We start from the raw sequence: 22501 nt of genomic DNA on the forward strand, positions 1-22501 counted from the left end.
GCATCGACGTTATCCTGACCTACCGCAGCCAGCAGGCCGAAGCCGCCGCCGTGGTGGCCGACATTGAAGCCCTAGGTCGCCGCGCTGTGGCCCTACCCCTAGACGCGGCCAACATCAGCACGTTTGATACTTTTTTCGCGCAAGTCACCACGGCCCTAGGCGATACCTTTGGCACTGACCAATTTGACTTTCTCATCAATAACGCCGGCACTAGTTTAAGCGCCCCCATCATTGAGACGACTGAGGCACAGTTTGATGAAATGCTGAACGTGCACTTCAAGGGCGTGTATTTCCTCACCCAAAAGGCCTTGTCCTTACTGCGCGATGGCGGCCGCGTCATCAATATTTCTACGGTGTCGGCGCGCAGCTCCTTCGCGGGTTTTTCGGCCTATGCCAGCATGAAGGGGGCTGTGGAGGTCTTCACGCGCTACCTGGCGCTGGAACTGGGCCCTCGCGGCATTGCGGCCAACGTGGTAGCGCCTGGGGCCGTGTTTGGCGGCGGCGCCATGATGGATACGCCCGAAATACGCACCTGGGTGCGCCAGATGACTGCCCTAGGCCGCGTGGCCGAGCCCGACGACATCGGCGGTATCGTCGCGTTCCTCTGCACCGATGCTGCCCGCTGGCTCAACGGCCAGCGCCTTGAGGCTACGGGTGGAGTGATGCTGTAGAACCGATCGTCATGGTCGGTGGCGGGCTGAGCGATGACAATGCAGATCACTACCGACATCTTCTGCTGGTTGACAAACCAGCATCCCCAAAGCGTACACTAAAGCCTGCCAAATTCTCAAGCGAGTTTAGTAGGCTTTATCAGTTTTACTTGCCTAAAGGCCTATCAACTGCGCGGAGAAACGGCTAGGTCTTCCAGGGCGGCTTTAAACTCGGGCGTGTCGTAGTCGGCCATGCCGTCGTGGCGGGCCGCTACCTTGCCGTCGGGAGCTAGGATAACCGTGGAAGGAATGGAGTTGGAATCGAAAGGCGCGGGCAGCGGCGCGGTCGGAAAATACACGGGGAATGTGTAGCCTTTGCGCTGAAGCAGGCGCTGCGCTTTAACCGGATTCTGGTCGAAGGAAATCATCACAAACGCGACTTTGGCCGGGTCTAGCTTCTTGTATAGCGCATAAATGCCTGGCATTTCGGCCACGCAAGGCGGGCACCAACTCGCCCACAGATTGACGAACACCACCTTCCCCTTCAGGTCGCTCAGGTTCATCTGCTTGCCATCGAGGCCCACCAAGGGCAGATTATGCGGATACGTCAAACTGCTGACAGGCATGGCGGGCACCTTGGCGGGTGCTACCGGCGCCTCGGCTCGCCACAGTCCTGTGGCCAGCAAGCCGCGCTGTAGCTCTCCGAGCACAAGGGGACGCAGGTCGGTGAACATGACCACGGCGAAAATGGCCCACGGCAGCCACTCCAACAGGTTCTTGCGATTCATAGGAAAAGTGTGCGAGCAGCTAGGCGCATAAGTATTGCTAGCCTAACACCGGCGAAGGTACGGCAGTTTCCCGCACTCAATAAGCAAGCGAAACGGCACCTCACCCGCTTTTCTTACTTTCGATCAAGCAACTTGTTTGTCTAGGCTCTCACCAAATGATAGAAGGCTTTACCTGCTCCCGCTGCGGCGAGTTTCACGAGAAAATACCAATGTGCTTCGGCGCAGAATATCCCGATTATTACTTCAGCGTTTCGCCAGAAGAGCGGGCCACGCGAATTGAGTACCTGGATGATTTGTGCGTTGTCGACGAAGAGCATTTCTTCATCCGAGCCCGCATCAAAATTCCAGTTATCGACTCGGATGAAGTCTTCTGTTGGAACGTGTGGACTAGCCTAAGCGAGAAGAATTTTGTTCGGACAAATGTCCTGTGGAATGACCCGAAACGGGTAAACGAACCTGCCTATTTCGGTTGGCTGCAAACCGTCTTACCCGGCTATCCATCCACGCCGAATATTAGAACAATGGTTCACACCCAATCTGTAGGCACTATTCCACGGGTTGAAGTGATTGAGGAAGGCCACCCGTTGACACTAGAACAAGAGAATGGCATTACTTGGGAGCGTGTTATCGAACTGGCAGAAATAGCCATGCACGGCGAGTAGAAAAGAAGAATGTAGCGCGCAGCTCTCGCGGTGTGTAGCGTTGAGCAGTAATCGTTGCTGATGGTAGCAGACACGAGTCGTTCAACGATGTAGAACGACTCGCCAGCACAACTCGCGCCTGCCAGTCCGACGCCCTAGGCGTCCGACCGGTTGCCGCCAGCACAAGCTTCGTGCTCTCGTTGCAACCCTGACCTGCCATCGTGGGGGTGTTCGTGCTGTTCATGTCCTACATCGGCTTCATGGTGAGCAAGGCCCTGCACACCAGCGTCGACCTGATCAGCCCCGACTACTACCAACAGGAGCTAGCCTACCAGCAGCGCATGGAATCAGTGGTCCGCACGGCGGCGCTGCCCGCGGCCGTGGCCATCACGCACGAAGCAGCGGTTTCGCAGCTTTACTTGCAGCTGCCGCCCTCGTTTGCCGGCAAGCGCCTCGAAGGGCAAATCCACTTCTTCCGCCCTTCCGATCTGAAGCTCGATTTCACCTTGCCTCTGCAACCTAGCTCGGACCTAGCCCAACGCCTCAGCACCCAAAAAATGGCCCGCGGCTTCTGGCGCATCCGTATGGATTTCACCGCGGATGGGCAGGCGTATTTTGCGGAGAAGGATTTGACGATTTAGGATGTCATTGGAGTAGGCTAGAACAAGAACGTCTACCCAATAGTAATACGGCTAACAAGGTATTATATCAGTATCGTATTATTAATGCTAAATAGCGAGCGAACAGATTACATCAACGCCCTACTTTACAAACATTTATCGTTAAGTTGTATATACATCTACTTGAGCATAGTACAACCAGATCCGATTATTTACTACTAAGCGATATAAAATCAAGCCAATAACATCTCATAAATAATTTATCTACTATACAAAAAAATTATCAATATCCTCCCTAGTCATCGCTTCATTTATTTCATTCAATTGCTTTTTACACGCATCAACGTCTAATGCCACTCTTACTCTATCATTATCTACTAAAATAATATTAACCTTCTCAAAATTATCACCTCGGTTCATATATCCGCCAGGGTCTTCAGTCAACAGCAAATGTTTAGCATCATTAACAACATTATTAGGACTCAAAGGAGAATTTCCAAACCTTTTATCCCTAAATATTTTACTTCTCATATCAACTACAATTTTATGCTTTCTTCTCGCAAGCAGCTCCATTATAGCAATATTATATTTACTCAGTACTACTAATCCACTACCACTTGGGTAATGAGTAGAACTACCTATTATTTCGCCATCTTCGATCATATTATTCTCCTTACAATATTCACGAATGCAGTCATGCACCCGAACTGGGTCATTATGAATTTGTTCTCCTGCCAATGAATCAATTGAAAAAGTTGAAAAAAATACATATCTCCTTCCAAAAGCCATCAATCTCCGTATTTGAATATCTTCTCTATCTATATTTAGATACCTATGAGCATAAGCATTAGATTTAGTATAATCGAAGAAATCTTGGATCAAATCCTTGGTAAGAGCGCGCTGAAATGTAGAAGGATCAATATCATAATAAAGCTCTAATATATTCACAAACCTAGATTGATCTTTATTGTTAACAAGTTTTTTCAACATAGATTCGGCACTACCCTTTGCATCTACAGCAATAAACATAGCAGCGAAATATTCTTGAAAGGATTTATGATTCCACCGTATATCTAACCCGTCCTGAACGAATAAAGGAACATTCTGGATTATATCTTTTATGAAATCAGACTCAGAAAAAGATAGACCAACACAGCGCTCTTTGGCCTCTTTTATATACAAAAGCAACTCATCTGTTGTATATTGAACTTTCCCTAAGACAACGGTCTTCATTGCCATAGCTCTTAATACCCTGGCAAAATCGTCAATATTTAAACCTGATCTTTTTTGCCTAATAAACGATCCTCCTTTCGACAGATCATGGTTTTCAAATAGTGCTTCGTATACTTGTCGATAGAAATTATCTGCTCTCAATGGCAGCGTAGGCTTGAAGTCGTATGCTTTAAACAACAATGAAACTAATAAAGGATTTACTAAAAAGCTTTTCAGTGTATCCTTATGATATTCTTCTAATTTCGCTATGAGCGCTTCGGCAGTTTCACCATTTTTTCCATCATATTTTCTCAACAGGTCGTACGCTTCTACTTGCCGAAGTGGCCGAATAACAAACCTTTGAAAATCAGCAAAGGCAGTCAATGCATTATCCTGTCTAGATGTAATTAAAAATTTATTATTAGGAACTTTACTTATAAAATCTTGCAAGTGCTGCGTGGCAAATTCTCTTTCTTTAAGAGGTATTTCATCAAAACCATCAAAAATAAATATAAAATCTCCCTTTTCTATTAAATGCAATAAAAGTTCTTTATCAAATATATCTTTAATACCATTTATTTCATCATACATAAGATCTAACACAGTAAGCCCAGCTTTTAACTGCCTCAGCTCCAGAAATACGGGCACACCACAATTGCCTTCCACTGCTTTCAGAAAAATAAATCTACTGATAGTTGACTTACCCATCCCGGCCGTATCAACTAAAAGAACCTTATCATGAATAGGGAGTAGTTTTTTAGGATATGAATCTATTTTAACGCTCTCATTAGTACTAGAATTCAATACAGTTAAGGGTATGTACAGATCTTTTAAAAGCCGTTTTTCATTTTGAAATACAACTGTTTTTAAATAAGACTGCTTTTCGTAAGTTCTATTTAAATAATCACTAAATTTATTTATAATATCATGTTCTATTTTTTTCTTCTCTCTTCCTAAGAATGCAGCAACTGCATCCATTTTAGGTTTAAGAAAAGTAGTTACTACTAAACTCGTTATTGGAGCTACAACAGTCGCAATATCTTTTACAACACTTAGATTGATATTTTCCATTGGAAGTTCCACATTCAAATATGTTTGATTTACAAGTATATTAACAATCGTATTAACTCACCTGTTTCTACCTCCTGCATAGCCGCTACACTCGCCTGTTAGCGCTTAATTATAGCTCTTACCGGCTTCTTTCAAATAAGCCATTCTTGCCAATTAAGTATACCTAGGCGACACACCTGCTCTAAGCCGGAACACGTACTGGTAATCTGTGCCACTACACGGTAGGAAATGTTCTCGTCTAGCAGGAGTTTCATCCGGCAATGCGCAGGTGCCGCTCCCGGTCGGCGGCGTAGAGCAGGCAGGCTTGAATCTGTTCCTTGGTCAGTTCGGGAAAGTCCTCTATGATTTCCTCTACCGATTGGCCGCTGCCTAGCCAGCCTAGCACGTCGGCCACCGCAATGCGCGTACCCGTGACGCAGGGCCGCCCGAAGCGGATTTCAGGATCAATGGAGATATATTGCTGGTAGGAATGCATCGGCAGGAGCTTTGTCCGAAAGTACAGAAAATTTGTCCCAACGTCATTTCGACTAACGGGAGAAATGACAGTTCTCAGTCGCGGTGCAGGTGCTTGATGATGGCAACCAGTCCATCTCTACAAACTATCTTTCCGCATGGAGCACCAAGAAGTTGAACCGCCGGAAACGCTACGGAGTATCATCAAAGACTTTTGGTACATCAGCCGGGACTTCGGCGAACGGCAATCAAGTTTTGAGGTAACCCCAGATGGCTACGCGGAAATCATTTTCTATTTCGGCAGCCCCTGTACCATTTCGACCCCGGACGGCTTGCAACTGCTGCCCTCTCCGTTTCTGGTAGGTCTGCTCAATCAGCCGTTCCTGTTGCATACGCAAGGTCGGTTGGAGGTCATTGGCATCAAGTGCTTTCCGTGGGCTGTGTTCGAATTGCTTGGTTTGCCGCCCGGCAAGGACAGCGTGCGCCACATGGTGCATCCTATTGCTCAGCTGCAAGCCCCGCTAGCCAAGTGGCTACACGCAGGCAACGTAGCGGAAGCCCTGGCCGAGGTAGCCCGGTATTGCGAGCAGGCTAGGTCCCAGATGGTGCGTGACCGGTTGCTCGACCAAGTGGGCGAAGCAATGCGGGCTGCCGGCGGCACCCTGTCGGTTGGCCAAGTGGCCACAGCGGCGCACGCCACGGTGCGCACCCTGGAGCGGAAGTTCAAGCAAGCCGCTGGCCACACCGTCAAAGACGTGTCGGGGCTGATGCGCTTTGAGCAGGCTCGCAATTCCCTCTGGCAGCAGCCGACTACCAACCTGGCCGGCTTAGCGCAGGAGCTAGGCTATGCCGATCAATCACACCTAGGTCGGGAGTTCAAGCGCTACAGCGGCATTACGCCCGCGGTTTTCGCACGTCACGCCACGCGCTGGCAACGGGAGGTCAACACCGATTTTGTCGCGTTTATTCTAGCCTAGGGCTAGCTCGCTCCGGAATTTTGTGCGGCACTACTGCAAGTGTCAGCCCACAAAATTGTCTGGAAATGGAATCAGCACACGAAAAAAAAGTACTTGTCTCGGGCGCTAGCATCGCCGGCCTGTCTACCGCCTATTGGCTTAGTAACGCAGGCTATCAGGTAACGGTGGTGGAGCAGGCCGCCCAGCCCCGCTTGGGCGGAGCCGCCATCAATGTGCAGGGAGAGGCCCTGGCCAGCGCCAAACGCATGGGCATCTTTGAGCAGCTAAAAGCGCATCGTTTGCCCCCCATGCAGCTGGCGTTTAAAAACGCCGACGATCTGACGGAAACCCCGCTGCTGCCAGAGTCCGCCGAAGCTGCTTCGGACGATACCATCGAAGAAATCGAAATCGAGCGGGATAAGCTGGTGACGATTCTACTGAGTAACCTCCAGAGCAAGGTAGACTTCCTGTTTAACAACCGCATCACGGAACTCAGCGAAACCGCCGACGCTATCCACGTGACGTTTAAAGAAGGCTCGCCTCGTGCCTTCGACTTGGTGTTTGGCTGCGATGGGTTGCATTCGGGCGTCCGGCAGCTATGGTTTGGTCACGAATCGGAATACTCCTGTTTTCTGCACCATTACGCCTCGCTTACCATCGTCAACCACTTGTTGCTAGAACAAAACACCGCCCAGTTGTATAATACGCCGGGTAAGGGCGTGCTGCTGAATGCGTACAACGGGAAGACCGATGTCATCTTTTGGTTCTTTTCCGAAAACGAGCTTCCGTACGATTACCGGGATGCTGCGCAGCAACGCGCCATTGTGCAGCAGCAGTTTGCCGGACAAGGCTGGCGCACCGACGAGCTACTGGCAGAAGTACAGGAAGCGGGGATTTCGTACTTCGATAAATTCAGCCAAATCAGGATGCCGTCGTGGACCAAAGGCCGCGTGGCGCTGGTGGGTGATGCCGCCTATTGTACCTCGCCCGCCGCAGGCATCGGGGCCTCACTGGCAATGACCGGCGCCGCAACGGTAGCGGATGGGCTGGCAGCCTACGAAGGCAATTTCGAGCTAGCTTTTCAAGCCTACAATCACAAGTTGCGGCCGTTTGTCGAGGAAGTGCAAGCCTCCGCGGTTACCATGCTGAACGCCTTTTTCGTCCCCAAAACCGAGGAAGCTATTCGCGCCAGAAACGCGCAGGAAATTCCGTTTTAGCAGGTAGACTACCCAGAGAGGACGAGCTTGTAGCTCATGCTTCAATCTATAGGGAGGCTAGGCCTTGCCTGCCGTTCTAGCAGCAGGCTGGTACTGCTTCCAGGCTTGCTTCTTTACTGACAATACTTTTCTTCGGTACAGTCGCTAGCGCTACGGAAGCAACACCGCCCCGCTGGGACCTTCTAGTCAGGAAGGGCTCCGGCGGGGCGGCTCTTTCTACTCGCTTCCCGTATGTTGCAGAAGCTGCCGGTGAGTGAGCTACGCGCACTTCGTCCGTTTCTTATAGCGCGGAATACGTAGCTCCTTCTCAGCCGCTGAGCAGCCAGTGCCCTGCCTCCTTAGTCGTGGTGCAGGTGCTTGATGATGGCAATGACGTCTTCGTTGCCTAGGGCGGGCTCGGCTTGCTGGTAGGTCTCATGGACCACCTCACCCAGGGGCGTGTTCAGGCCTTCGGCTTTTGCTAGGCGCAGGTCTTTAGCGAGGTGCTTCAGGGCAAAGGCGGCTTGAAAGTTGTCGCCCATAATGGCTTCGCCCTTGATCTTGGCGTACACGTTGCTCATAGCGCCGTTGCCGATGATCGTGTGCATATCCTCGGGTTTCAGGCCGTGCTGCTGGGCAAAGAGGAAGGTTTCGGCCAGGCCCTGCGTGTAGATACCTAGCAAGGTATTAATGGCAAGTTTGGCCAAGTTGCCGTTGCCGACCGGGCCTAGGTGCAGCGCGAGCTTACCTAGGTGCTCAAAGAGCGGTTGCGCCTGTTGGAACGCCGGCTCGTCGCCGCCCACCATAATTACCAGCTGGCCGCTTTCCGCCTGCTTCACGCTGCCCGAAACCGGCGCATCGAGGTAGGTATGGCCTTTCTGTTGGCTGAGGGCTGCCATTTCCTGGCTGATGCCGGGCGAAACCGTACTCATGTTGATGAGCAGCTTGCCGCTGGCTTCGACCTCCAGCAGTCCGTCGGGGCCGGTGAACAGGTCGCGCACGGCTTGGTCGTCGGATACCATCAGGAACACTACATCGGCTTGCTGCACCACGGCGGCCGGCGAATCGGCGGGGGTGGCGCCGGCGGCGCGCAGGGCTTCTTCTTTGTCTTTGCTGCGGTTATAGACGGCAACTGGGTAGCCCGCCTCGAGCAGGCGGCGCGACATCGGATTGCCCATCGTGCCGAGGCCAATCCAGCCTAGTTGGGGTTGTGAGCTCATATGTAATGGTTGAGTGAAGTAGGTATTCTATACCACCTAGGTCAGAATTGGTTGGCTGGTGGGGCGGGAATCGTTCTGGCGGGGCGCCTCACCCCCCGGCCCCCTCTCCGAAAAAGGAGAGGGGGAGCCAGTCGTCTGAGGTGTTGAGTGAAAAGTGCTGGATGTTGTACGGAGATGTCACTTAAGAATTAGTGCTCATCATTCCCAACTTCTTGCGTTCGGCTCCCCCCTCTCCTTTTCGGAGAGGGGGCCGGGGGGTGAGGCGCCCCGCCAGAACAAAAGTCATCCCGGCCGACTGATTTTTGTCATGTCCGCTCTTTTTTTGGCTGCCGTACTTGCCGCCCAATTCAAGCAGCTCCTTCACCGATGCTCTGGGCAGGTTTTCTTTTTGGGTTACTCGGCAGCTTTCACTGCGTGGGCATGTGCGGTGCTATTGCGCTGGCGTTGCCCGGCCGCCTGGATGCCGCCCAACCCAACGGACGCTACCTAGGGGGGCGTCTGCTTTACAACCTAGGCCGCATCACGACTTACACGGTGCTCGGCGCGGGGGTGGGCTTAGTAGGCCAAACGCTGCGGCTGGCGGGTTGGCAGCAAAGCTTGTCCATTGTATCGGGCCTGCTGATTCTCGTGCTGGTGGTGGTACCGGAGCGCCACGTGGGTCGGGCCGCAGCGGCGGTTGGGCTCGATCGGTCATTGGCTCGGCTGAAGCAAACGCTGGCGTATTTGTTCCGGCAGGCGTCGCCGAGCGCGTTGTATCTCACCGGCGTGTTGAATGGGTTGCTGCCCTGCGGCCTCGTGTACCTAGCCTTGGCGGGGGCGCTGAGTGCGCCCGGTTTGGGCGGAGCGGCGGGCTATATGCTGCTCTTTGGCCTCGGCACGCTGCCCTTGATGTTTGGTTTGTCGCTGACGAGTCGGCTGGTGCCGATGCGGTGGCGGGCCCGCATGCGGCAAGCCGTGCCATATGTGGCTTCGCTGCTGGCGGTGCTGTTCATCGTGCGCGGGCTGGGGCTAGGTATTCCGTACCTGAGTCCGCAACTGCGTGCATCTACCGCCCAAGCCGCTCACCCGCATCTAACTCCCACCGTGCATTACTGTCGCTAACTCCCGCCGGTCAGATGCCGGAGGCATCCGAATCGTTGAACGAAACCCCAAAACAGCTCGCGCCTGCCGGTCCGACGCGCTAGGCGTCCGACCGGTTGCCGATAGAACGACCTGCTAGAACGACTCGCGTGCCCCTAGCTTTTTGCAGCCGACAACCGGTCGGACGCCTAGCGCGTCGGACCGGCAAACGACCACAACGATACCGATTGGACGCTGGCGCGTCGGAGCGGAAACTACCAAGAATTATTCATCGGCGACTTGCCGCTACCGCTTACTATCAACTCCTTCCATGAAGACCATTCTCGTTCCAATTGACCTAGCTTCTTCCGCCGAACACACCCTCGCCTACGCCAACAAGCTAGCCGTGCGCTGGCCGGCTGAGGTCGTGCTGCTGCATTGTCATCATGGAGACGAGTTCACGGCCGAAGCAGGCGAAAAGCTCGAACAGCAGCTCCGCACCCTAGCTGAGCGCCTGCGCTACCAGCAGCTTACCCGCCAAGATGGCCGCCGCATCCGCTACCATTACCGCGTGCTCAGCGGCTGCCTCCACGACCACGTGCAAGCAGAAGCCGCCCGCTGCGCCGCCGACCTCGTGGTGATGAGCCTCGATTACATTGATTGTGGCCGAGTAGAAGCCGCTGGCAACCACGCCGCGACCATCACCGGCCTGGTGGCCTGCCCTGTGCTCGTCGTGCCGCCCGGTCGCCGCTCCTTGCCCACCCGCGTCGCCTTCTCCGCCGACTTCAGCACCCTCGACTTGAACGTGTTGCCCAAAACCTCAGCGTTGGGAGGTGCTTTTCCGGCTCAGCTTCAACTCGTGCAATTCTACGCCCCCAGCCACCGCCCTGAGCGTGCCCGCCTGAAGCGTGCCTTGGAAAAAGCCGCCTCCCAGCTCACCTGGCCTGACATCACCACCCACCTCGTGGAAGACGAAGACGCACTAGAAGGCATCAGCGACTTCTGCTCACGCACCCAAACCCAGTTGCTCATCATCGCCCCCACTAGCAGCGCCACCCTGCTGCGCTTCTTCGATGTGTGCTACGCCAAAACCCAGTCCTATCACACCCAGATTCCGGTGCTGGTGATTCAGCAAAACGAGCAAAAGCCCACCACCGCCTGCTGTGCCCGTTGCGCCCAACAAGCTCTGCGCGAAGCACAAGCCGCACTGGTGCTAGGTGCCCATATTTAGAACGATGTAGAGACGCGACACCTCGCGTCTCCTCGTTGAACGACCCAGTTAAAACGACCCGCTCTAAACACCGTCAGCAACGATTAAAATATAAGTAGGTATCTCTACCCCTCGCCGCTCGGTCGCCACTAGGCCGGATTTATCATCCGGCTGTTCGGAGCTGCGGATTTGTAATCCGCCGGAGCCGTGCCGTTTGGGTATTCGTTCTGGCGTAGCTGCCCGCGTTGCGAACGGGGATTGCAAATCCCCACCTCCTGACAACCGGATGATATATCCGGCTGAATAGTAGCCTTTTCACGCAGATAATTCACCCAATCAGTTCTTACTTATTACCCTTATGTCGAGTACAGCTGTTGCCTCCGACACCACCGTGCGCGCCACCGTCGAGGCGTGGATGCGCGACTTTCAGAATCGCCTGTGCGCCAAGCTAGAAGAAACCGATGGCGGCGCCACCTTCCAAACCGATGCCTGGGACCACCCGCAGCGCGGCGGCGGCTACACCCGCGTTATTCAGAACGGCGACATTCTGGAGAAAGGCGGCGTGGCGTTTTCGGCCGTGTGGGGCGAGATGAGCGCCGCCGCGGCGCAACAGCTGCTCATGCCCGACCCTAGCTTTTTCGCCACGGGCGTATCGGTGGTGATGCACCCGCGGAGTCCGCGCCAGCCGATTGCCCACATGAACGTGCGCTACTTCGAGGCCGGCAACGGCGACGCGTGGTTCGGCGGCGGCCTCGACCTAACCCCGATTTACGTGGATGAGCGGCAGGCGCAGCATTTTCACCGCCGCATCTACGCAGTGTGTCAGCGGCATAACCCAAACTACTACCCGCAGTTCAAGCGCTGGGCCGACGACTACTTCTACCTCCCCCACCGCCAGGAAACGCGCGGCGTAGGTGGCATTTTCTTCGACCGCCTTACCGTGGGGGAAGATGGTTCGTTTGAGGACTTATTCGCCTTTGTGCAAGACGTAGGCAACCTGTTCGGCGAGGTGTACAGCGAGATTCTGCTTGCCAACCGCAACCTGCCTTTCAACGAAGCGCAGAAACAGTGGCAGCTCATCCGCCGCGGCCGTTACGCCGAGTTTAACCTCGCCATCGACCGGGGCACGCGCTTCGGGCTGGAAACCAACGGCCGCACCGAAAGCATCCTGATGAGCCTACCACCGCAAGCCGAGTGGTACTACAACCGCCAGCCCGAGCCCGGCACGCCGGAGGCAGCTACCCTAGCGTGGTTGCGCAAAGACGTGGACTGGCTAGCCTAGCTTCGTACCCAACAAAAAAGCCCAGCAGAAGCTAGGCTTTTTTGTTGGATAGCAGGATTTTCTACAGCACTTCCCGCATGTGCTTGTAGTTAGTTTTGATGGTGTCCAGCACCTCGTCCATGCGGCCACCTAAGATGAGTTTGCTCATCGACAAAGCAAATCCTTTTACTTGGTCGAACTCCACCTTAGGAGGCATGGCGAGGGCATTGGGGTCAGTAAGAACATTGACCAGCACTGGACCCGGGTGCGCAAAGGCTTGTTCCAACGCTTGCTGTACTTGGCCAGGCTCGTGTACCGTAACGCTGTGAATACCCATGGCTTGCCCGATGGCGGCAAAGTCGGTGTTGGGCATATCGGTTTGCCAATCGGGCAGGCCAGCCACTTCCATTTCCAGCTTCACCATGCCCAGCGCGCGGTTGTTGAACACGATAATTTTGATGGGCAATTCATACTGCACGATGGTCGATAAATCGCCAAGCAGCATGGTTAGGCCACCGTCGCCGCACATGGCAACAACCTGCTGACCGGGCCGGGCCAACGCCGCGCCGATAGCTTGGGGCATGGCATTGGCCATTGAGCCGTGGTTCCACGAACCCATCATCACCCGCTTGCCCGTAGCGCTGATGTAACGGGCACCCCACACGCAGCTCATCCCCGTATCGACAGTGAAAATGGCATCGTCGGCAGCTAGCTTGTCAATTACCACACTCACGTATTCGGGGTGAATAGCGTCGTGTTTGCCAGTGTCTTCCACGTAGGCGCGCATGTTTTCCTGCACCTGCTTGTAGAGGTCGAGCTGTTCTTTCAGGAAGCTATCATCCGTTTTCTGCCGGATCAGCGGAATGAGCGCCTGCAAGGTGGGCTTGATGGCACCGCACAAACCTTGGTCGAGCTTAGCCCGCCGCCCTAGTCGCTCCGGCCGAATGTCAATCTGCACAATCTTGGGCTTCACGGGCATAAAGGCTGTGTAGGGGAAATCGGTGCCGAGCAGCACCAGTAGCTCCGACTCGTGCATGCTGTGGTAGCCCGAAGGCATGCCCAGCAGGCCCGTCATGCCTACTTCGTAAGGATTCGCATATTGGATTTCGAGCTTGCCCCGGAAGGTGTACCCGATCGGCGACTGAAGCAAGCCCGCTAGTTTAATCAGTTCATCGTGCGCTTCGGCCGCACCTAGCCCGCAATACAGCGTGACCTTGTCATACTCATTCAGCAAGTTAGCTAGGGCTTGCAGTTCCTCGTCGGACGGCCGGGTGATGGGATTGGTGCGGTACACCTGGCTAGCGGTCATGCTTTCCTCGGCTTCGGCGGCGGCCACGTCGCCGGGCAACCCCACCACGGCCACACCCTTGCGGCTGATAGCGTGCTGAATGCCCGCCTGAAACATACGCGCGAATTGCTGGGGGGTGCTCGCCACTTGGTTGTAGCAGCTACAATCGTCGAACAGCTTGATGGTGTTCGTCTCCTGAAAGTGCTCGGTGCCAAACTCGAAGCTAGCCTCCGTGGACGCAATAGCAATAACCGGCGCCCCGGAGCGGTGGGCATCATACAGCCCGTTGATGAGGTGCACGTGACCGGGGCCGCTGCTGCCTGCGCAACAGGCTAGGCCGTTGAGTTGCGCTTCGGCGCCAGCGGCAAACGCACCAACTTCTTCGTGGCGCACGTGCACCCACTGGAGTTCTCCATTGCGCCGTACGGCATCGTTCACTTCGTTGAGACTGTCGCCCGTGACGGCATATATTCTCTTCACGCCAGCCTCGACCAGCATTTCCACGAGTTGTTCTGCTACTTTTTTAGCCATGATACCAAACTGAGGGTATGGAAGTAAAACCCTGGCTATACGCGGTAATCCAGCATTTGAATGGTACAGCCAGGAGATAATTTGCTTCGGCCGCTACTGTTCGAGGAAGCTAGAAATACCCGCAAACGTTTGCTTATCTGACAGATACACTTTTAAGGTAAGCAAATAAGCATTTTTAGGTCCTTCTCCACCACTAAGCGGCCTGGCAGTTTAAACTGCTAGAGAGCCAGGAACCCTAGCCTCACACCGCTCCTAGCCCTAGCACCGTGCTGCACAGCAGATAGGCCCAATGAGCCCTGATGGTAGCTGGCTTACTGATGGGTGCTTGCTAAGTGTAATACTTGCTCACTTCAGCTGCTTTGCAGAAGCCCCCGGGTTTTTATTTTGTTACCAACCACTTCCCAACGTCCTATTTGTGCTAGCGCCCACCGCATCCTACCAGAACAAGCTCAACAATAACATCCTAGCACCTCAACAGTAAACGTGCCCTTTCGCACTCTTGACTACAGTACTTTCTCTTGCAAATGATAAGAGCAGAGTTATATATAAAATACAATTACAACAATTTAACACCATTTACCGTGGTCAGTGTGAACGCACGATAGGCACGCCATTTGGTAGAGAGCTAGCATACTAGGATGTAACCTCATGACCGCAGCACTGGATTGTCAATTGCTTGTTAAGTGCGAAAAAGTAACCTCGCAGGATGTAACTGTTGTTGTAACAAACCCTGCTAACCGAGCTGTATGGCGTATTGCGGGGGTGCGCCCTATCTGGGCGCAGATGGGAACTCAGCAAGTGGCTTCCTTCATCGTGGAGCGGTACATCCATGATCATTATTCCTTGCGCAATACAATAAACTTCAATGGTTTACAGAGTGCTGTAGAACGCATTCTTCCTCTTCCCGCCGATTTCACGGAAGCTGGGTAATCTAAGCTGCTTAAGCTTGGCTACTTCGTATTAGACCAACTCTTGCCGCTGGTTACTATAGCTGCTAACCAGTCCTTCAGCTACTGCAACGTGTTTCTTCGCTATGGCGCAGCGGCCTGATTTTATCAACTTACACATTATACTTTATTTATATTATTGCACTTTGCAATGCATTTGTGCTAGCTTATTTTTTCTTTCTGCTATCTATTTCCTTTTTAAATGAAGTTTTTGCCCACATTACTTGGCTTGTTGACTTGCGCCTCCACCTCATTGTATGCACAAAGCCAGCAAGCTAGGCTCCAATCGTTAGATGAAGCGTACGGCTTTCACGGGGCCCGCTTCGAGAAAGACACGTCGGCTTTTAGAGACCTTGCGCTGGCTGAGAAGGCGGGCAACACGCGCTACTATCGTCGCGCCAGCGAAGTTAAGAAGCTAGGTGAAGGAGAAGCCGCTGATATCACTTACGGCTTTTACAAGGGCAAACTCTCGGTGGTAGTCATCAAAACTCAGGGTGTGCAAAACAGTCGTGCCGTGCTTGCGGCTTTGCAGCAGCAAGCTGGACCAGGCGTGAAAAGTAGCCCTTTCGCGCAACGCTACTCGTGGAACGGGAAACTGGTGCACATGAGCTACGAGGAAAATGCTATGAGCAACGACGCCGTTATTCTGCTCACGTGTAAAAAGATGAAAGAGCATGAGCTAAAGCAAGCCTTGCGCAACCGGCCTACCCCACCTACTCGCAGCTAGAAACTGGCAGCTGCTAAACCGAACTGCCGCAGCGCTTCGAGTAGCGTGGTTTGGACTTGTATTAATCACCAATAGCAATAAGCCCCGGCGAAGCCGTACCTAACCTAGGTACGGCTTCGCCGGGGCTTATTTAGCATGTATCTAGCTGCTAGTGATTTATGCCGCTAGAAAGGCTTCGATGGCAGCTAGGGTTTCGAGCGGAGCGCTTAGGTGTGGGCAGTGCCCCGTGGCCTGGAGTTGTACCAACGTTGCTTTGTGCATGTGCTCTAGCAAGTAAGCACCTACTTCTTCGGGCGCAACGGCGTCCTGTTGGCACTGGAGCAGCAACGTGCTGGTTTGTAGGTGCGGCACTTCTGCGCGGTTGTCGGACAGGAACGAAACCCGCGCAAACTGCTTGGCGATGGTTGAGTCAGTTTCGCAGAAATAAGTAGCTAGCTCCTCGCCCAGGGATGCATGGTCGGGCCCTACTAGCAGGCCCGCAAACATGTGCGCCCAGCCGTTATAATCAGCGTCCATCAGTTGCAATAGTTGCTGCACGTCCTCTGGCTCGAAGCCTCCATGGTAGCCTGGCTGGTTGGAGTAGCACGGCGAGGGTGCCAGCATCACCACTTTCGAGAAATACTCTGGTCCGCTAATAGCAGCTAGCATAGCAATCATGGCCCCTACGGAGTGCCCCACGATTACTACTTCTTGAAGCTTCAGCGCCTGACATATTTCAATGATGTCTTGCGCGTAGCCATCAAGGCTGTTGTATTTCACGGGGTCATAGGCAGTCAAATCCGATTCACCGGCGCCCACGTGGTCGAACAGGATAATTTGGTAACGCGCAGCGAGTGGCGTTGTTAAATAGTGCCATATATGCTGGTTACAGCCAAACCCGTGACACAGTAAAATAGGCGGTTTCCCCTCACCAATTACGCGCACGTTGTTGCGCTGCAGCACCTTTTGTGCCGCTAAATCCTGCGGCGACAGTGCCGGCTGTTGATTTCCTTGCCCAACATCCTCCAACGAATGTACAAGCGAGTTCAATACAGAAGCGATATTCCCTTCCACCAAAAAATACTTAGATAAATCCAATTTCGTATCTGTTTAACCAGAAAAAGAACTCGAAAGTAAACATTTACCAACTAACATAGCAATATAACGTGGTAAATATGCTTCAAAACCTTAATCTTATACTTTAAATAGACACATATACGGAACAGCCTGTCCGTACTTCTCACGCCATGGGTACGTATTATAACAGCTCTCCTCCCGTGCCCTAGGCTCCTCTCTGGTAGTTAGGGTAGTCTATTATCAGGACTCTAGCCAATCAACTAATAAGTTTTAATTCATTCTTAATCTTCTACATAGCCTCTACTCGGAGGCGGTAATGCTAAGGATGACAAGTTGTGCAGCTGGGTTCTGCGTACTAAAAAGATCTACTTGTTTTTCCTTATGACTGATCTTCAAAACCAGACGGCTCTTGTTACGGGTGCCTCCAGCGGCATCGGGTACGAACTAGCTAAATTATTCGCGCAAGATGGCATCAACCTGGTGCTTGTGGCCCGTCGCGGAGAAGTATTAGAAAAAATCAAGCACGATTTTGAGCGGCAATACCGTATTCGTGTCGTCAGCATGCCCTTGGATTTGTCCAGTTTAGGCGAAGCACAGGCACTGTATCAAGCTTGCAAAGCTGAAAACCTACAAATCGATTATTTGGTCAACAATGCCGGCTACGGCGCCTACGGCTCGGTGACGCAGGCTGACTCCGCCACGTACGAGAACATGCTCACCCTGAATATCATCACGCTCACTACCTTGACGACTCTGTTTGTAAAGGACATGGTGCAGCGGCGATTTGGGCGCATTCTGAACATTGGGTCGCTAGCGGCCTTTCAGTCGTTGCCGAACCTAGCTGCGTATGGCGCTTCCAAAACCTACGTGATGCACTTCACCGAAGGCCTGCACGCGGAGCTCAAAGGCACGGGCGTGACGGCCACGGTGTTGAACCCTGGCCTCACCGAAACTGGCTTCGTCGAGCGGGCCGACATGGGTCGCTCGGCGCAGGCCCAGCGCACCATGCTACGGGCAGACGTAGTAGCCCAGGCCGGCTACCGTGGCATGATGCGCGGCAAGCTCAACGTTGTACCGGGTTGGCAAAATCGAGTTCTATCTTTCACGGCTGGGGTAATGCCTTCGCGCAAGCTGCTGCTAGCGGCAGCGTCTTTTGTAATGCGGGAAGCCGGCAAGAAGCGCTAACCTAGCTTGCCTGCGCGCCGCTGCTCGCGCTTATTAAAAACGCAGCTTCCTTACTGACTCACCGCTGTTGGCTCGCGCAGCAACGGTTGCAGCACCGTCCACACGTTGCGGGCGACTAGGCGGTGCCCTTCTGGCGTGGGGTGGATGCCGTCGCGCTGATTGAGCTTGGCAATACCGCCAACGTTTTCCAATAAGAAAGGAATGAGCGTGAGCTTGTTCTTCTGCGCTAAATCACCGTAGAGTTGCTTGAACTGCGCGGCGTAGTCAACTCCTAGGTTTGGGGGAATTTGCATGCCAGCCAGCACAATCTTAGCCTGCGGGCTGAGCTGGCGCACCGTATCAATAATGGCTTGCAGATTGCGGCGGGTATCGGAAAGCGGAATGCCCCGCAGGCCGTCGTTGCCACCTAGCTCTAACACAAACACGGCCACTGGCTTGCGCAGTACCCACCCAACGCGGCTGCGCCCACCGGCCGTGGTTTCGCCGCTCAGGCCGGCATTTACGATGGTATAGCCTAGGCCGGCAGAATCTATCTTTTGACCTACCAAGGCCGGAAAGGCTTGCTCGGGGTCGACACCTAGGCCGGCAGTAATGCTGTTGCCGAAGAACAGCACGGTTGGTTTACTGGCTGCTTTGGCCGGCGTGGAAGCGGTGGGCGCACTAGCCTCTGGGGCTTCTACCGAATCGGCGGACGACTGCGAATTGTTGCCGCAGCCACTTACTAGGAAGAGCAACCAGCAACTAAGGAGGATCGGAACTGTTTTCATGCAAGCAGCGATTTTTTTCGGGTATACGCGTAACGGTAGAAAATATCGTAACGGCGAGCCCGTCTTGGTAGTAACTGCTTAGGCGTCTGTCATTCCGCGCAGCGCCAGCAAGCTGGATTTCCGGTCTAAGGGCTAACTCAGCTTGCTGGCGCTACGCAGAATGACCGACGCGTATTTTCTCACTTCTCTGGTATTCGCCGCCGCTTCCTCAGCGGCTCATTCATTCTTGCTTCGTGCTTAAAGTAGAAAACCTCACTAAATCCTACACCAGCGGCGGCCGGTCGCTTACGGTGCTCGAGTCCGTCAGCTTCGAGCTGCAACCCGGCGACACGTTCTCCATCGTTGGGCCTTCGGGCAGCGGCAAAACCACCCTTCTCGGCTTGTGCGCCGGCCTCGACCGGGCGTCGTCGGGCAGCGTGTGGCTAAATGGTATTCAACTCGACACCCTCAACGAAGACCAGCGGGCCGCCGTGCGCAACGAGCACGTAGGGTTTATCTTCCAGAACTTCCAGCTATTACCCACACTCACGGCCCTCGAAAACGTGCTAGTGCCGCTGGAGCTGCGCGGCGTTTCGGGCGGTACCAAAGCGGCGCAGGCCCTGCTGGAGCGCGTGGGGCTAGGAGGCCGCGGCCATCATTACCCCACCCAGCTGTCGGGCGGAGAGCAGCAGCGCGTATCGCTAGCCCGGGCGTTTGCTAATCGCCCCAAGATCCTGTTTGCCGACGAACCCACCGGCAACCTCGACGCCGACACCAGCGCCACGGTAGTGGATTTGCTGTTTGGCCTGAACCGCGAAGCCGGCACCACGCTGGTGCTCGTGACCCACGACCTGGAGCTAGCCGCCAAAACCCAGCGCGTGGTGCGCATCAAGGGCGGTAGCGTAGTTTCGGATTCATTTACGCAACGGGCTACCGCGTCCACCCCAGCCCAATGAGCGGCCCTTTGAACGGCGCTACGCCCTCGGCCCGGCCGGGTGTGGGCTGGCTCTGGCGCATGGCCTGGCGCGACAGTCGCCGCAGCCGCTCGCGGTTGCTGCTGTTCTTGTCGGCCATCGTGCTCGGCATTGCGGCCTTGGTTGGCATCAACGGCTTTGGCGACAACCTAGCCCGCAGCATCGACGAACAGGCGCGGGAGCTGGTGGGCGCCGACTTGGTGTTATCATCAACCCAGCCCTTCCCAGCTGCGCTGCAACCCACGTTGCGCAAGCTAGGTCGCACGCGCAGCAACGAGGTGGCCTTTGCCTCGCTCGTCCAATTCCCAAAAGGCCAGGGTGTGCGCTTGGCCCAAATCCGTGCGCTCAGCGGCGGCTTTCCGTACTATGGCGACTGGGTGGTGGAGCCCGCAGCCGCGGTGCCGGCGTTTCGGCAAGCTTCAGCTGCTCAGCAGCGCATCGCGCTAGTAGATGATGCATTGCTGGTACAGTTTGGTGCCAAGCCTGGCGATTCAATTAAAGTCGGCAACCTTACGTTTCAGATTGCTGGGCGCGTGCGCAAAACGCCGGGTCAGTCAGAGTTTAGCGCGTCTATTGCTCCCACAGTGTTCATTCCGGGCGCTTTGCTGGCCCAAACCGGCCTGGTGCAGCGCGGCAGCCGCATTCAGTACCGCCGCTACTACCAGTTTCCGGCTACTACCAACGTAGACCAGCTGATTAAGCCCCTCGAACCTAGCTTTGATAAGGTCAACATTGATTCTGACACCGTAGCCAGTCGCAAAAAGCAAACGGGCCGTTCTTTTGCCGACCTCACGCGCTTCCTGAACCTGGTGGCGTTTGTGGCGCTGCTGCTTGGGTGCGTGGGCGTGGCCAGCGCCGTGAGCCTGTATGTGCGCGAGAAGATATCGGCTGTAGCCGTGCTGCGCTGCCTAGGGGCCAGCGGCTGGCAAGCCTTGCTCATTTACCTGCTTCAGATTGCACTGATGGGCTTGCTCGGCGCCATCATTGGCGCTGCCCTAGGTACGGCGGTGCAGTTGCTGCTGCCGCGTGTATTTGCGGGCTTCTTGCCGGTGGCAGTGAGCGTGGCCGTTTCGTGGACAGCCGTGGCCCAGGGCGTGCTGACGGGTGTGCTGGTGGCGGTGCTGTTTGCCTTGCTGCCGCTGCTGGAAATTCGGCGCGTGTCGCCGCTGCGCACGTTGCGAGCGTCGTATGAGGAAAATACCGAGCGCGCCGACCCGCTTCGCTTCGTGGTGTTCGCCCTGATTGCGGCCTTCATCACGGGCTTTGCCTACTTACAAACCCGCGACTGGAAACAAGCCCTAGGGTTTGCAACGGGCTTGCTGGTCGCGTTTGGCACCCTAGCGGCCCTAGGGCAAGGCTTGCGCGCGGCGGTACGTCGCTACTTCCCGAGCTCCTGGAGCTACGTGTGGCGGCAAGGGCTGGCAAATTTGTACCGACCCAATAATCAGACAATTACCCTCACCGTTTCGATTGGCCTAGGTGTGTTTCTGCTGGCTACGCTTTATCTGCTGCAAGGCCTATTGCTAGGTCGGGTGCAGGTGGCGGCGAGTGGCAAGCAGCCAAACCTCGTCTTGTTTGACATTCAGCCCCAACAACGGGCCGGCGTGGTGCAACTGGTGAAAGATCAAAAGCTACCGTTGCTGCAACAAGTGCCCATCGTGACGATGCGCCTGACCGCTATCAACGGCCACACAGGTTCCGAATTTAAGAAGGACAGCACGCGGGGTGTGCCGAAGTGGGTGTTCAGCCGCGAGTACCGCGTCACCTACCGCGATAAGCTTATTGCCTCCGAGAAGATTGAAGCGGGTCGCGCCCCGTCGCTGGGTGCCGATGGCACGCCGCGTATTTCGCTGGAGGATGGCTACTTCAAGCGCCTCAAGCTCAAGCTAGGTGATACGCTGACGTTCAACGTGCAAGGCTTGTCGCTAAACACCATCGTGAGCGGCACGCGCACCGTAGATTGGTCGCGGGTACAAACCAACTTCTTGGTCGTGTTTCCCCGCGGCGTGCTGGAAGCGGCCCCGCAGTTTTACGTGCTCATGACGCGGGTGCCCAACAACAACACCCTAGGGGCCGTGCAACGTGAGCTGGTGCAAAACTTCCCCAATGTATCGGCAATCGACCTAGGTCTGATTTTGAAAACGCTCGACGACATTCTGAGCAAAATATCTTTCGTCATTCGCTTCATGGCGCTCTTCAGCATTGCCACGGGGCTGTTGGTGCTCATCAGCTCGGTGTTTGTGAGTCGGTATCAGCGCGTAAAGGAAAGCGTGTTGTTGCGTACGTTGGGCGCGAGCCGCCGGCAAATTTTACGCATTACCCTGGTAGAATATGCGCTGCTGGGGTTACTGGCGGCCGTCGCGGGGTTGGTGCTGGCGGGTTTCGCTGGTTGGGCGCTGGCGCTCTGGGTGTTCGAGGTAGAGTTCACGCCTGAGCTAAGCCCGTTGCTGTTGTTGGCCTTCGTCACCACGGCTCTTACCATGCTAATCGGCTTGCTCAACAGCCGCGACGTGCTCACGCGCCCGCCGCTGGAAGTGTTGCGAAGCGAAGCGGGCTAAAGCCAAACAAAAAGCGCGTGTCGTATGCTTGGCGGTTCTCAAAGCTCAGCCAGCTTTATAATCCGGTTGCTAGGAGGTGGGAATTTGCAATTCCCGTCCGCAACGCGGGCGGCCACACAAGCCTGAAAATCCCAACGACGCACGCATGGCGG

The 22501-nt window shown here is 54.6% G+C and carries 20 protein-coding genes; 13 read left to right on the plus strand and 7 right to left on the minus strand.

The genetic code is table 11. The features are described from left to right. Window positions 1–2 precede the first annotated feature (2 nt). Entirely contained in the window at window positions 3–671 is a 669-nt protein-coding gene (locus BXP70_RS11370) for an SDR family NAD(P)-dependent oxidoreductase (protein WP_086594206.1), read from the plus strand. 164 nt (window positions 672–835) lie between these two features. Here BXP70_RS11370 and BXP70_RS11375 read toward each other — a convergent pair whose 3' ends face one another. After that, a complete protein-coding gene (locus BXP70_RS11375) occupies window positions 836–1438 on the minus strand; it encodes a TlpA family protein disulfide reductase (protein WP_086594207.1) in 603 nt (200 codons plus the stop codon). 155 nt (window positions 1439–1593) lie between these two features. Here BXP70_RS11375 and BXP70_RS11380 point away from each other — a divergent pair, with 155 nt between their 5' ends. Both BXP70_RS11380 and BXP70_RS11385 read left to right on the plus strand, forming a co-directional pair. Then, the gene (locus BXP70_RS11380; protein ID WP_086594208.1) at window positions 1594–2100 is read left to right on the plus strand and encodes a DUF2199 domain-containing protein; all 507 of its coding nucleotides are present in this window, start codon (window positions 1594–1596) and stop codon (window positions 2098–2100) included. Window positions 2101–2306: 206 nt separating this feature from the next. Then, window positions 2307–2720, plus strand: a complete 414-nt coding sequence (locus BXP70_RS11385; protein WP_262490755.1) for a FixH family protein — start codon at window positions 2307–2309, stop codon at window positions 2718–2720. A 246-nt stretch (window positions 2721–2966) separates the two neighbouring features. Here BXP70_RS11385 and BXP70_RS11390 read toward each other — a convergent pair whose 3' ends face one another. After that, entirely contained in the window at window positions 2967–4982 is a 2016-nt protein-coding gene (locus BXP70_RS11390; protein ID WP_086594210.1) for an NACHT domain-containing protein, read from the minus strand. 250 nt (window positions 4983–5232) lie between these two features. Further along, window positions 5233–5457: a DUF433 domain-containing protein gene (locus BXP70_RS11395; RefSeq protein ID WP_086594211.1), complete on the minus strand. Its 225-nt coding sequence runs from the start codon at window positions 5455–5457 to the stop codon at window positions 5233–5235. A 136-nt stretch (window positions 5458–5593) separates the two neighbouring features. Here BXP70_RS11395 and BXP70_RS11400 point away from each other — a divergent pair, with 136 nt between their 5' ends. Continuing rightward, window positions 5594–6412, plus strand: a complete 819-nt coding sequence (locus tag BXP70_RS11400) for a helix-turn-helix domain-containing protein (protein WP_086594212.1) — start codon at window positions 5594–5596, stop codon at window positions 6410–6412. Window positions 6413–6477: 65 nt separating this feature from the next. Further along, on the plus strand, window positions 6478–7608 hold the full coding sequence (locus tag BXP70_RS11405) for an FAD-dependent monooxygenase (protein ID WP_086594213.1): 1131 nt from the start codon (window positions 6478–6480) through the stop codon (window positions 7606–7608). A gap of 338 nt (window positions 7609–7946) precedes the next feature. On the opposite strand, the gene BXP70_RS11410 is transcribed toward BXP70_RS11405, so the two are convergent. Beyond that, window positions 7947–8807, minus strand: coding sequence for an NAD(P)-dependent oxidoreductase (locus tag BXP70_RS11410; RefSeq protein WP_086594214.1), 861 nt, complete (start codon window positions 8805–8807; stop codon window positions 7947–7949). 366 nt (window positions 8808–9173) lie between these two features. On the opposite strand from BXP70_RS11410, the gene BXP70_RS11420 reads away from it, so the two are divergent. The 3 genes from BXP70_RS11420 (at window position 9174) to hemF (ending at window position 12358) form a co-directional block, all read left to right on the plus strand. After that, window positions 9174–9908, plus strand: coding sequence for a sulfite exporter TauE/SafE family protein (locus BXP70_RS11420; protein ID WP_086594216.1), 735 nt, complete (start codon window positions 9174–9176; stop codon window positions 9906–9908). A gap of 289 nt (window positions 9909–10197) precedes the next feature. Continuing rightward, window positions 10198–11097 (plus strand): universal stress protein, encoded by a 900-nt coding sequence (locus BXP70_RS11425; RefSeq protein WP_086594217.1) that lies wholly within the window; start codon window positions 10198–10200, stop codon window positions 11095–11097. A gap of 337 nt (window positions 11098–11434) precedes the next feature. After that, complete coding sequence (gene hemF / locus BXP70_RS11430) at window positions 11435–12358, plus strand: oxygen-dependent coproporphyrinogen oxidase (RefSeq protein ID WP_086594218.1); 924 nt, start codon at window positions 11435–11437, stop codon at window positions 12356–12358. Between the two features lie 61 nt (window positions 12359–12419). On the opposite strand, the gene BXP70_RS11435 is transcribed toward hemF, so the two are convergent. Further along, window positions 12420–14156: a thiamine pyrophosphate-dependent enzyme gene (locus BXP70_RS11435; protein ID WP_086594219.1), complete on the minus strand. Its 1737-nt coding sequence runs from the start codon at window positions 14154–14156 to the stop codon at window positions 12420–12422. A 648-nt stretch (window positions 14157–14804) separates the two neighbouring features. Here BXP70_RS11435 and BXP70_RS11440 point away from each other — a divergent pair. Beyond that, window positions 14805–15086, plus strand: coding sequence for a hypothetical protein (locus tag BXP70_RS11440; RefSeq protein WP_086594220.1), 282 nt, complete (start codon window positions 14805–14807; stop codon window positions 15084–15086). A gap of 219 nt (window positions 15087–15305) precedes the next feature. Beyond that, complete coding sequence (locus BXP70_RS11445) at window positions 15306–15830, plus strand: hypothetical protein (RefSeq protein WP_143436466.1); 525 nt, start codon at window positions 15306–15308, stop codon at window positions 15828–15830. Between the two features lie 156 nt (window positions 15831–15986). On the opposite strand, the gene BXP70_RS11450 is transcribed toward BXP70_RS11445, so the two are convergent. Next, window positions 15987–16859, minus strand: a complete 873-nt coding sequence (locus BXP70_RS11450; protein WP_245849605.1) for an alpha/beta fold hydrolase — start codon at window positions 16857–16859, stop codon at window positions 15987–15989. A gap of 408 nt (window positions 16860–17267) precedes the next feature. On the opposite strand from BXP70_RS11450, the gene BXP70_RS11455 reads away from it, so the two are divergent. Then, window positions 17268–18071 carry an SDR family NAD(P)-dependent oxidoreductase gene (locus BXP70_RS11455; protein ID WP_086594222.1) on the plus strand — a complete coding sequence of 268 codons (804 nt, stop codon included), beginning with the start codon at window positions 17268–17270 and terminating at the stop codon, window positions 18069–18071. A gap of 50 nt (window positions 18072–18121) precedes the next feature. Here the strand turns inward: BXP70_RS11455 and BXP70_RS11460 are convergent, their stop codons facing one another. Continuing rightward, window positions 18122–18838, minus strand: coding sequence for an arylesterase (locus BXP70_RS11460; protein WP_086594223.1), 717 nt, complete (start codon window positions 18836–18838; stop codon window positions 18122–18124). A 233-nt stretch (window positions 18839–19071) separates the two neighbouring features. On the opposite strand from BXP70_RS11460, the gene BXP70_RS11465 reads away from it, so the two are divergent. Beyond that, entirely contained in the window at window positions 19072–19773 is a 702-nt protein-coding gene (locus BXP70_RS11465; protein ID WP_245849606.1) for an ABC transporter ATP-binding protein, read from the plus strand. A gap of 59 nt (window positions 19774–19832) precedes the next feature. Continuing rightward, window positions 19833–22349 carry an ABC transporter permease gene (locus BXP70_RS11470; RefSeq protein WP_086594500.1) on the plus strand — a complete coding sequence of 839 codons (2517 nt, stop codon included), beginning with the start codon at window positions 19833–19835 and terminating at the stop codon, window positions 22347–22349. Window positions 22350–22501: the final 152 nt, after the last annotated feature.

The sequence above is a fragment of the Hymenobacter crusticola genome (assembly GCF_002154225.1).
Classification (GTDB): domain Bacteria; phylum Bacteroidota; class Bacteroidia; order Cytophagales; family Hymenobacteraceae; genus Hymenobacter; species Hymenobacter crusticola.

Excerpts from the sequence above, each read along its gene's own strand:
- BXP70_RS11375 (WP_086594207.1), bottom strand. The coding sequence starts at position 1,438 with ATGAATCGCAAGAACCTGTTGGAGTGGCTGCCGTGGGCCATTTTCGCC.
- BXP70_RS11380 (WP_086594208.1), top strand. The coding sequence starts at position 1,594 with ATGATAGAAGGCTTTACCTGCTCCCGCTGCGGCGAGTTTCACGAGAAA.
- BXP70_RS11390 (WP_086594210.1), bottom strand. The coding sequence starts at position 4,982 with ATGGAAAATATCAATCTAAGTGTTGTAAAAGATATTGCGACTGTTGTA.
- BXP70_RS11395 (WP_086594211.1), bottom strand. The coding sequence starts at position 5,457 with ATGCATTCCTACCAGCAATATATCTCCATTGATCCTGAAATCCGCTTC.
- BXP70_RS11400 (WP_086594212.1), top strand. The coding sequence starts at position 5,594 with ATGGAGCACCAAGAAGTTGAACCGCCGGAAACGCTACGGAGTATCATC.
- BXP70_RS11405 (WP_086594213.1), top strand. The coding sequence starts at position 6,478 with ATGGAATCAGCACACGAAAAAAAAGTACTTGTCTCGGGCGCTAGCATC.
- BXP70_RS11410 (WP_086594214.1), bottom strand. The coding sequence starts at position 8,807 with ATGAGCTCACAACCCCAACTAGGCTGGATTGGCCTCGGCACGATGGGC.
- BXP70_RS11420 (WP_086594216.1), top strand. The coding sequence starts at position 9,174 with ATGCTCTGGGCAGGTTTTCTTTTTGGGTTACTCGGCAGCTTTCACTGC.
- BXP70_RS11425 (WP_086594217.1), top strand. The coding sequence starts at position 10,198 with ATGAAGACCATTCTCGTTCCAATTGACCTAGCTTCTTCCGCCGAACAC.
- hemF (WP_086594218.1), top strand. The coding sequence starts at position 11,435 with ATGTCGAGTACAGCTGTTGCCTCCGACACCACCGTGCGCGCCACCGTC.
- BXP70_RS11435 (WP_086594219.1), bottom strand. The coding sequence starts at position 14,156 with ATGGCTAAAAAAGTAGCAGAACAACTCGTGGAAATGCTGGTCGAGGCT.
- BXP70_RS11440 (WP_086594220.1), top strand. The coding sequence starts at position 14,805 with ATGACCGCAGCACTGGATTGTCAATTGCTTGTTAAGTGCGAAAAAGTA.
- BXP70_RS11445 (WP_143436466.1), top strand. The coding sequence starts at position 15,306 with ATGAAGTTTTTGCCCACATTACTTGGCTTGTTGACTTGCGCCTCCACC.
- BXP70_RS11455 (WP_086594222.1), top strand. The coding sequence starts at position 17,268 with ATGACTGATCTTCAAAACCAGACGGCTCTTGTTACGGGTGCCTCCAGC.
- BXP70_RS11460 (WP_086594223.1), bottom strand. The coding sequence starts at position 18,838 with ATGAAAACAGTTCCGATCCTCCTTAGTTGCTGGTTGCTCTTCCTAGTA.
- BXP70_RS11470 (WP_086594500.1), top strand. The coding sequence starts at position 19,833 with ATGGCCTGGCGCGACAGTCGCCGCAGCCGCTCGCGGTTGCTGCTGTTC.